Origin of the sequence: Rhodococcus sp. UFZ-B548, from assembly GCF_903819475.1 — a bacterium.
Classification (GTDB): Bacteria; Actinomycetota; Actinomycetes; order Mycobacteriales; family Mycobacteriaceae; genus Rhodococcus_F; species Rhodococcus_F erythropolis.
This window is the reverse complement of the sequence record NZ_CAIJDS010000049.1, coordinates 53883-60769: the sequence shown is the minus strand read 5'-3', so window position 1 is coordinate 60769 and position 6887 is coordinate 53883. Positions and strand designations below refer to the sequence as shown.

7 protein-coding genes and 1 pseudogene are annotated in these 6887 nt (G+C 62.3%); 3 read left to right on the top strand and 5 right to left on the bottom strand.

Annotated elements, in window-relative coordinates; all coding sequences use genetic code 11:
• Window positions 1–843, top strand: a pseudogene (locus H7C86_RS29490) (DUF222 domain-containing protein); the annotation flags it as partial.
• A 97-nt stretch (window positions 844–940) separates the two neighbouring features.
• Here the strand turns inward: H7C86_RS29490 and H7C86_RS29485 are convergent.
• The 3 genes from H7C86_RS29485 to H7C86_RS29475 form a co-directional block, all read right to left on the bottom strand.
• Entirely contained in the window at window positions 941–1429 is a 489-nt protein-coding gene (locus H7C86_RS29485; protein ID WP_007726792.1) for a GNAT family N-acetyltransferase, read from the bottom strand.
• A 70-nt stretch (window positions 1430–1499) separates the two neighbouring features.
• On the bottom strand, window positions 1500–2270 hold the full coding sequence (locus H7C86_RS29480; protein ID WP_070386593.1) for a site-2 protease family protein: 771 nt from the start codon (window positions 2268–2270) through the stop codon (window positions 1500–1502).
• Window positions 2267–2941 (bottom strand): hypothetical protein, encoded by a 675-nt coding sequence (locus tag H7C86_RS29475; protein WP_081341462.1) that lies wholly within the window; start codon window positions 2939–2941, stop codon window positions 2267–2269. Before H7C86_RS29475 ends, H7C86_RS29480 begins: the two co-directional genes overlap by 4 nt.
• A 283-nt stretch (window positions 2942–3224) precedes the next feature.
• Between H7C86_RS29475 and H7C86_RS29470 the strand changes: the two genes are divergently transcribed.
• Window positions 3225–4514, top strand: coding sequence for an adenylosuccinate synthase (locus H7C86_RS29470; RefSeq protein WP_003944351.1), 1290 nt, complete (start codon window positions 3225–3227; stop codon window positions 4512–4514).
• A 52-nt stretch (window positions 4515–4566) separates the two neighbouring features.
• Here H7C86_RS29470 and H7C86_RS29465 read toward each other — a convergent pair whose 3' ends face one another.
• Together H7C86_RS29465 and H7C86_RS29460 are read right to left on the bottom strand one after the other, a co-directional pair.
• Entirely contained in the window at window positions 4567–5037 is a 471-nt protein-coding gene (locus H7C86_RS29465) for a 5' nucleotidase, NT5C type (RefSeq protein ID WP_042951097.1), read from the bottom strand.
• A gap of 45 nt (window positions 5038–5082) precedes the next feature.
• Window positions 5083–5313 carry a hypothetical protein gene (locus H7C86_RS29460; protein ID WP_134998285.1) on the bottom strand — a complete coding sequence of 77 codons (231 nt, stop codon included), beginning with the start codon at window positions 5311–5313 and terminating at the stop codon, window positions 5083–5085.
• Between the two features lie 61 nt (window positions 5314–5374).
• Here H7C86_RS29460 and H7C86_RS29455 point away from each other — a divergent pair, with 61 nt between their 5' ends.
• Window positions 5375–6850, top strand: coding sequence for a PLP-dependent aminotransferase family protein (locus H7C86_RS29455; RefSeq protein ID WP_019749471.1), 1476 nt, complete (start codon window positions 5375–5377; stop codon window positions 6848–6850).
• Window positions 6851–6887: the final 37 nt, after the last annotated feature.

Below are 6887 nucleotides of genomic sequence, written 5' to 3'. Positions count from 1 at the left end.
TCGCGGATTGTGATGCGGTGCGGGCGGCGATTCGGCGGATCGAGAAGCAGTACGGCAAGCGTGAGGACGGTGTTCCGGTCGGGGAGGATTCGGAGCGTAACGAGTTCTATGCCTCGAAAGGCTTGTACGGGCGGGTGTCTGTGAAGGGTGATCTGGATGCTGTGAACGGGGCGCGTCTGATCACGTTGTTGTCGAGCCTGTCGGCTCCGACACCGGAGAAGGACGGTGTCAAGGACACGCGTACTCCGGCGCTACGGCGTGCGGACGGGTTTTGCGAATTGTTGCGCCGGTACGAGCGGGCGGGGTTGGGTCCGATCGAGGGTGGGGTGAAACCGCACATCACGGTCACCGCGTCGGCAAAAGACATGACCGACCTCCAAGCGTTGAAGGACTTGCTGCCGTCGACCGAGGAGTTGGGGTTCGCGTGGACGGATTGGGTGGGCCCGATCAGTATCGATACTGCGCGGATGTTGGCGTGCGACTGCACCGTGACGCGGATCTTGTTGGACGAGAATGGTGTTCCGCTCGACTGCGGCAAGGAAGCGAGAACAGCAACGGTGCCGCAGCGGCGGGCGTTGGCGGTTCGGGATGGCGGGTGCGCGTTTCCAGGGTGCGGGACTCCGTCGGGGTGGTGCGATGCTCATCATATTGTTCACTGGAATGATGGCGGCCCAACAGATCTCGACAACCTGATCTTGTTGTGTGGTCGCCATCATCGGACGATGCACCACGGAGTGGCGGGTGGAGATCGGCCCGGATCGGAAGACGGTGTTCTATCCGCCGATGTCGATCGATCCGTATCAACAGCCGATCGGCGGGAACAGCCCACCAACAGCAGCCTGAAGTGAAACAACTCGAGACGCGAGCACCGGGGCACAACCATGCCCCGGTGCTCGAGCCCGCGTTTGGGAGTCTGGGTGGTTGGCTGGGTGGCTGTGTGTCAGCTCAGCGACTTCTTGAACCCGACGTGGGAGGCGACAAATCCGAGTCGCTCGTAGAAGTCGTGGGCTTCCTTGCGAGTTTGATCCGAGGTGAGCTGCGCCAGGAACGCGCCGCGCCGGGCACCTTCTTCGCAGGCCCAACGGATCATCGAACTGCCGATGCCCTTGCTCCGGTAATCCTCGTGGACGCGAACAGCTTCGATCTGCAGTCGTGTCGCCCCCATTCGGCTCATACCCGGAATGAAGGTCAATTGCATGGTGCCGATTACCGCGTCACCGACCAGAACGGTGACGAGGAGTTGCGCCGGATCCTCGTCGATTCGCTTGAATGCGTCCTCGTAGATCGTTCGGGCCTCGGGGTTGGTCGTCTCCCGGGTGCTCCCGATCGGGTCGTCGGCGAGCAAGTCGATCAGTGCTTCCACGTGTCGAATCTCGGCCCGCGTGAGGGTGTACTCCACTCCGCCGGACTGAAATGACGTCGCAATCATCGATGCTCTCCTGAAGAAGAATGAATGTCTGAAATGTCAGACTCTCACGAGTCTCCTCCAGTGCACTCGATCACGTCCAAAAACGCATGAGGGCGTTACCGAGCATGGCGTAGTAGTCGGACACACCGCTCAGTTCGAAGATCCAGTAGATCGCATCGAAGAAGACGACATTGATCTGCGGGACAAACAGGAGCGCAACCAGCAAGAGCAGTCCGTACGGCTTGAACTGGTCGAGCTGGTGTCGTGTGTTGGGCGCGAGGTAGGGCTCCAGCGCGTTGTAACCGTCCAGACCGGGGACTGGAAGTAGGTTCAAAACTGTTGCCATGACCTGCAAGAAGGCCAGGAAACTGAGGCCGGCCCAGAACGTCAGATGCTCGGCCGATGAGCCGTACGTACGTATGACGACGAGGAGGATCACGGCGGCGACGGCGTTCGTGAACGGACCGGCGAGCGATATTCGCGCCTGCACCTTGGGCGGGAACATCCCGGTGCGCAGGTACACGGCGCCGCCGGGAAGCCCGATGCCGCCCAAGGCGATGAACAGCACCGGCAGCCCGATCGAGAGCATCGGATGGCTGTACTTGAGCGGGTTGAGCGTCAGATAACCACGAGCCTCGACGTCGGTGTCTCCGTGACGCCACGCCAGATATGCATGGGCGAACTCGTGCAAGCACAGCGTGACCACCCAGCCGGCGACCACGAGGACAAAAATACCCGCACGGCCCGCGATGGAACCCCACGTCGAGTTCCAGGCGACAACTCCGGCGACGACGGTGATCGCAACGACGCCCAGGAAGACAGGGCTCGGACGAACCGCCGACCGTGCTGCTCCGGTTCTCACCTGACCAACAACCAAGTCTTGTCGTGCCGGTAGAAGGTCGAACGCTTGAGATCGCGTGGGTTGGCCACCCCGTCGCGAACCAGATGCGCTGCCGGCGAGCCCAGCTGAATGGCTCGGCCTTCCAGCCAGCGTCGCCCGCTCCAGCGGCTCTTGCGGTCGACCGATGCCTTGATCCCGGGGAGCTTGGGGCTCGGCACAATCCGGATACCGGGGACTGTGCCGGAGAACAGCTTGTTGTCGTCGACGTACGCCTCGCCGATCAATTCGGCGGCATCGGCCGGACCCGTGACAGTTGCCGCACCGACCAGCGCGATTCCGGCGTCGTCGCGAATGAGCGGCACGGTGTGGACTGTGCCTTTCAACGCCGTGCGCGCCGCCCGGGCACCGGTTGCGAGTTTGTACGCGTCGGTTGCGTCGGACCTGTTCTCGGTGACGTAGGCGAGTTCGACGTTGAGTCGCTCCAGTCGCATCAACCGTGTCAATGCCGCGGCAAACGCGCCGTCGTTACCCACGACGATCAAGCGAGGCTCCGTGACGACCTGCAGTTGGGACAGGGCCTCGTCGAAGTCCTGCTTCTCCGGAAGTTCAGGGACAGTGAACGACGTGAGTTCACCCAGGGGGAGTGGAACCGGCGAATCGCCACATTTGAGCACCACAGGGGTCAAAGCCACTCCTAGCTCGATCAAGACTTCTTCTCGGGTAGTGGGACCTCGCCACCCTTCCCCGAAATGGCCGTCCGAATCACTGCCGACGATCTTAGTGCGAGTCTCTGTGTCGACTCGCAATCGTGATGGTCACCGGCCAAATTCTGGACCGTCAGGTCTGGTCTGGTGCTCTGGGCTAGACTGCTCCTTCGGTCACTGCAACAGTTCGGCGCTGCATCATGTGCGCGGAAGCCAGGCAGTACCAATGCGGCGGGACAACTGCTGCACGTCGACCGTAGGAGACAACGTCATGCCGGCAATCGTCCTGATCGGCGCCCAGTGGGGCGACGAAGGTAAGGGCAAAGCTACAGATCTACTGGGCGAGCAGCTTCAGTGGGTCGTGCGATACCAGGGCGGTAACAACGCCGGACACACCGTGGTTCTGCCGAACGGTGACAAGTTCGCACTGCACCTCATCCCGTCCGGAATCCTCACCCCCGCCGTCAACAACGTCATCGGTAACGGTGTCGTCGTCGACCCGGGTGTGTTGCTGACCGAATTGGCAGGCTTGGAAGAGCGCGGTGTGGACACGTCCCGCCTGCTGCTTTCTGCTGATGCGCACCTGATCATGCCGTACCACGTGGCCATCGACAAGGTCACCGAACGCTTCCTGGGAGCGAAGAAGATCGGCACGACCGGCCGCGGTATCGGCCCGTGCTACCAGGACAAGATCGCCCGTGTCGGTGTCCGTGCTGCGGACGTCCTGGACGAGAAGATCCTGACCCAGAAGGTCGAAGCGGCACTCGAATTCAAGAATCAGGTGCTGGTCAAGATCTACAACCGCAAGGCACTCGACCCGCAGCAGGTCGTCGAAGAGGTACTGACGCAGGCCGAGGGTTTCAAGCACCGCATCTCGGACACGCGCCTGGAGCTCAACCTCGCCCTCGAGCGCGGCGAGACCGTCTTGCTCGAAGGTTCGCAGGGCACTCTGCTGGACGTCGACCACGGCACGTACCCGTACGTGACCTCGTCCAACCCCACCTCGGGTGGTGCGGCGGTCGGTTCGGGCATCGGTCCCACCAAGATCACCACGGTGCTCGGAATCCTCAAGGCGTACACGACGCGTGTCGGCTCCGGTCCGTTCCCGACGGAGCTGTTCGACGATCACGGCGCATACCTGGCGAAGCAGGGCGGCGAGGTCGGTGTCACCACCGGACGCGCTCGTCGTACGGGATGGTTCGACGCTGTCATCGCGCGTTACGCGACGCGCGTCAACGGCATCACCGACTACTTCCTCACCAAGCTGGACGTGTTGAGCAGCCTCGACACCGTGCCGATCTGTGTCGCGTACGAGGTGGACGGTGTCCGCCACGACGAAATGCCGATGTCGCAGAGCGACATTCACCACGCCAAGCCCATCTACGAAGAGATGCCAGGCTGGTGGGAGGACATCTCGGAGGCTCGCACCTTCGAGGAACTGCCGCAGAATGCGCAGAACTACGTGCTTCGGCTCGAAGAGCTTTCGGGTGCGTTCATCTCCTGCATCGGTGTCGGTCCCGGCCGCGACGAGACGATCGTCCGGCGCGAGATCGTCCGCTAGTTCGTTCCCTCGAAATCCCCGCTCCTGCAAGCAGGAGCGGGGGATTCGTGTTTCAAGCCAGCTTCGACAAGTGTGCGGTGACGGTCTTCCAGTCGGGAAACTTGGTGCTGCCGAACTTGATCCACTCGCCCTCGAAACGATCTGCGCCGTTTGCTCCGCGGTCGTCGACGAGGTAATCGCCTCGATTGAGGTGCTTGTGGTGCGAGAGGATCAGACGTTTGTACGCGACGCTGCCCTCCTCCATGCCGAGGTGCTCTTGGACCCACAGAACCTTGTCGTGCCAGGCTGTGGCGTTCTTCCACGGCGCTGTCGAGAGGATGTAGGTGTCGAACTGCTGCGCCAGTTGGTGGTAGGCGTCGATAGCACCGTCGAGAGGATCCATGCGAGAGAAGATGTGCGGCGCTTCGTCGAGGTCGTTCTTGTACTTCTCCCGGACGCCGTCGGTCAGGCGATCGATGCCCGACTGGAAGTTGACCAAGGTGTTGTCGAGATCGATGTAGAGGATCTTTTTGGAAGCCGGCATGCAATCCCTCTCTGGAGACTTTCTGAGTGCGAAAAGAGTCCAGTTTTACGCAACTGGACTGAGATCAGTGAATTCTTCCCCTTGATCACAATCGCACGGAGGTCTGACAGAGTTGATCGCGCGGTCTGAAGTCTTGTCGTGGAAGATGCCGCCGAGGGGTGCTGCCAGGCGAAACTGCTCCAAACGAATGTAAGTACCTTCACCTTCGGCGGGCGCGAAGAAGTAGACGAGTGCCACGAAGAGTCCGATGCCGATCAGGGTTGCGAAGGTAGTCATGGACATATGATCAACTCGACTGGTATTGAGTTACATAGCCAAGTTGTCGATACTGGACTGCATGATGACTCGAGTTCTCGGTGCCCGTTCGCTTGCGCGCGATCTGGGGTCCTGGCAGGAAGAGTCCGGACGCAGGCCCGCGTACCGTGCGCTTGCCGACGGTATCCGCCTGCTCGTGCACGACGGTCGCGTTCCGCTGGGGGTCGCACTGCCGAGTGAGCGTGAACTCGCGGCGGTGCTCGAACTCAGTCGGACCACGATCACGTCGTCGTACTCGGTGCTGCGAGACGAGGGGTATCTGATCAGCCGGCAGGGTTCGCGAAGCACCGTGGCTTTGCCCGCCGGCGCGCGGCCGAACGGGTTGATGTTCCGCTCCCATCAACCGGGGCCGAGTGGGCCCGTCGTCGACCTCAGTTACGCGGCGATGGCAGCTCCCGCCGCTCAGGTCGAACTGGCGTATGCGTCTGCGCTGCAGGAACTTCCGAACTTCCTGCCCACGCACGGGATGGAACCGGTCGGGATCGCCGACTTGCGTGACGTGATCGCGCAGCGCTACACGGCGCGGGGTCTACCCACCACCGCCGAACAGATCATGGTGACCTCGGGTGCGCAGCACGCGCTTCGATTGTTGCTGTCGGTGCTCACCTCACCCGGCGAGCGAGTGCTGGTCGATCATCCGACGTACCCCAATGCGCTGGAAGCGATTCGGCGAAACGGCGCTCGGCCCGTACCGGTTCCGGTCCGACCGGAGTTCGCGGCGGCCGGAGCCTGGGATCTCGACGGGATTCGAAGTGCAGCAAGGCAAACCGCTGCCAGAATGGCGTACCTGATTCCCGACTTTCACAACCCGACCGGCCTCTGCATGGACTCTTCCGGCCGCGCCGAGCTTGCGAAGATTGCGCACGAAACGCGAATGACTCTGGTCGTCGACGAGACGATGGTGGACCTGTGGCTCGACGCACCGCCGCCGGCGCCGGTCGCGTCACATGGGCGAGGCGCGGCGAAAACCGAAGTGGTGACCCTCGGTTCGACGGCGAAGTCGCTGTGGGGCGGGCTACGTGTCGGTTGGATTCGCGCCGATGCCGCGCTCATCACCCAGTTGGTAGGGGCGCGCGCCGCGGTCGACCTCGGTACTCCCGTCATGGATCAGTTGGCAGCCGCTTACTTGCTCGCCGACGACCGCTCGTTGCTCGAACAGCGTCGCGAAGTGCTGCGAGAACAGCGTGCGGTACTCCTCGGCGCAGTGGCAGAGCATCTGCCCGACTGGCGTCCCACCATCGGCTCCGGTGGAATGTCGGTCTGGATGCGAATGTCCGCACCAGTCTCGACGGCGTTGGCGGCGGTGGCACCCAACTTCGGTGTACTCCTTGCCGCCGGCCCCCGTTTCGGCGTCGAAGGTGCGTTCGAACGATTCATCCGCGTGCCGTACGCACGTTCTCCCGAGGACCTCATTCGCGGCGTCGCGTCCATCGCCGCTGCGTACGACACCCTCGCGACGGATCGCGACACGGCAGACCAACGAATGGTCGTCGTCTGAGAACTGGGTACACACCCTGAAAGTGGTGTGAAACCAG

Bases quoted from the DNA above. Each gene is read 5' to 3' on its own strand.
- H7C86_RS29485 (WP_007726792.1), bottom strand. From the start codon at position 1,429: ATGATTGCGACGTCATTTCAGTCCGGCGGAGTGGAGTACACCCTCACG.
- H7C86_RS29465 (WP_042951097.1), bottom strand. From the start codon at position 5,037: ATGCCGGCTTCCAAAAAGATCCTCTACATCGATCTCGACAACACCTTG.
- H7C86_RS29470 (WP_003944351.1), top strand. From the start codon at position 3,225: ATGCCGGCAATCGTCCTGATCGGCGCCCAGTGGGGCGACGAAGGTAAG.
- H7C86_RS29460 (WP_134998285.1), bottom strand. From the start codon at position 5,313: ATGACTACCTTCGCAACCCTGATCGGCATCGGACTCTTCGTGGCACTC.
- H7C86_RS29455 (WP_019749471.1), top strand. From the start codon at position 5,375: ATGATGACTCGAGTTCTCGGTGCCCGTTCGCTTGCGCGCGATCTGGGG.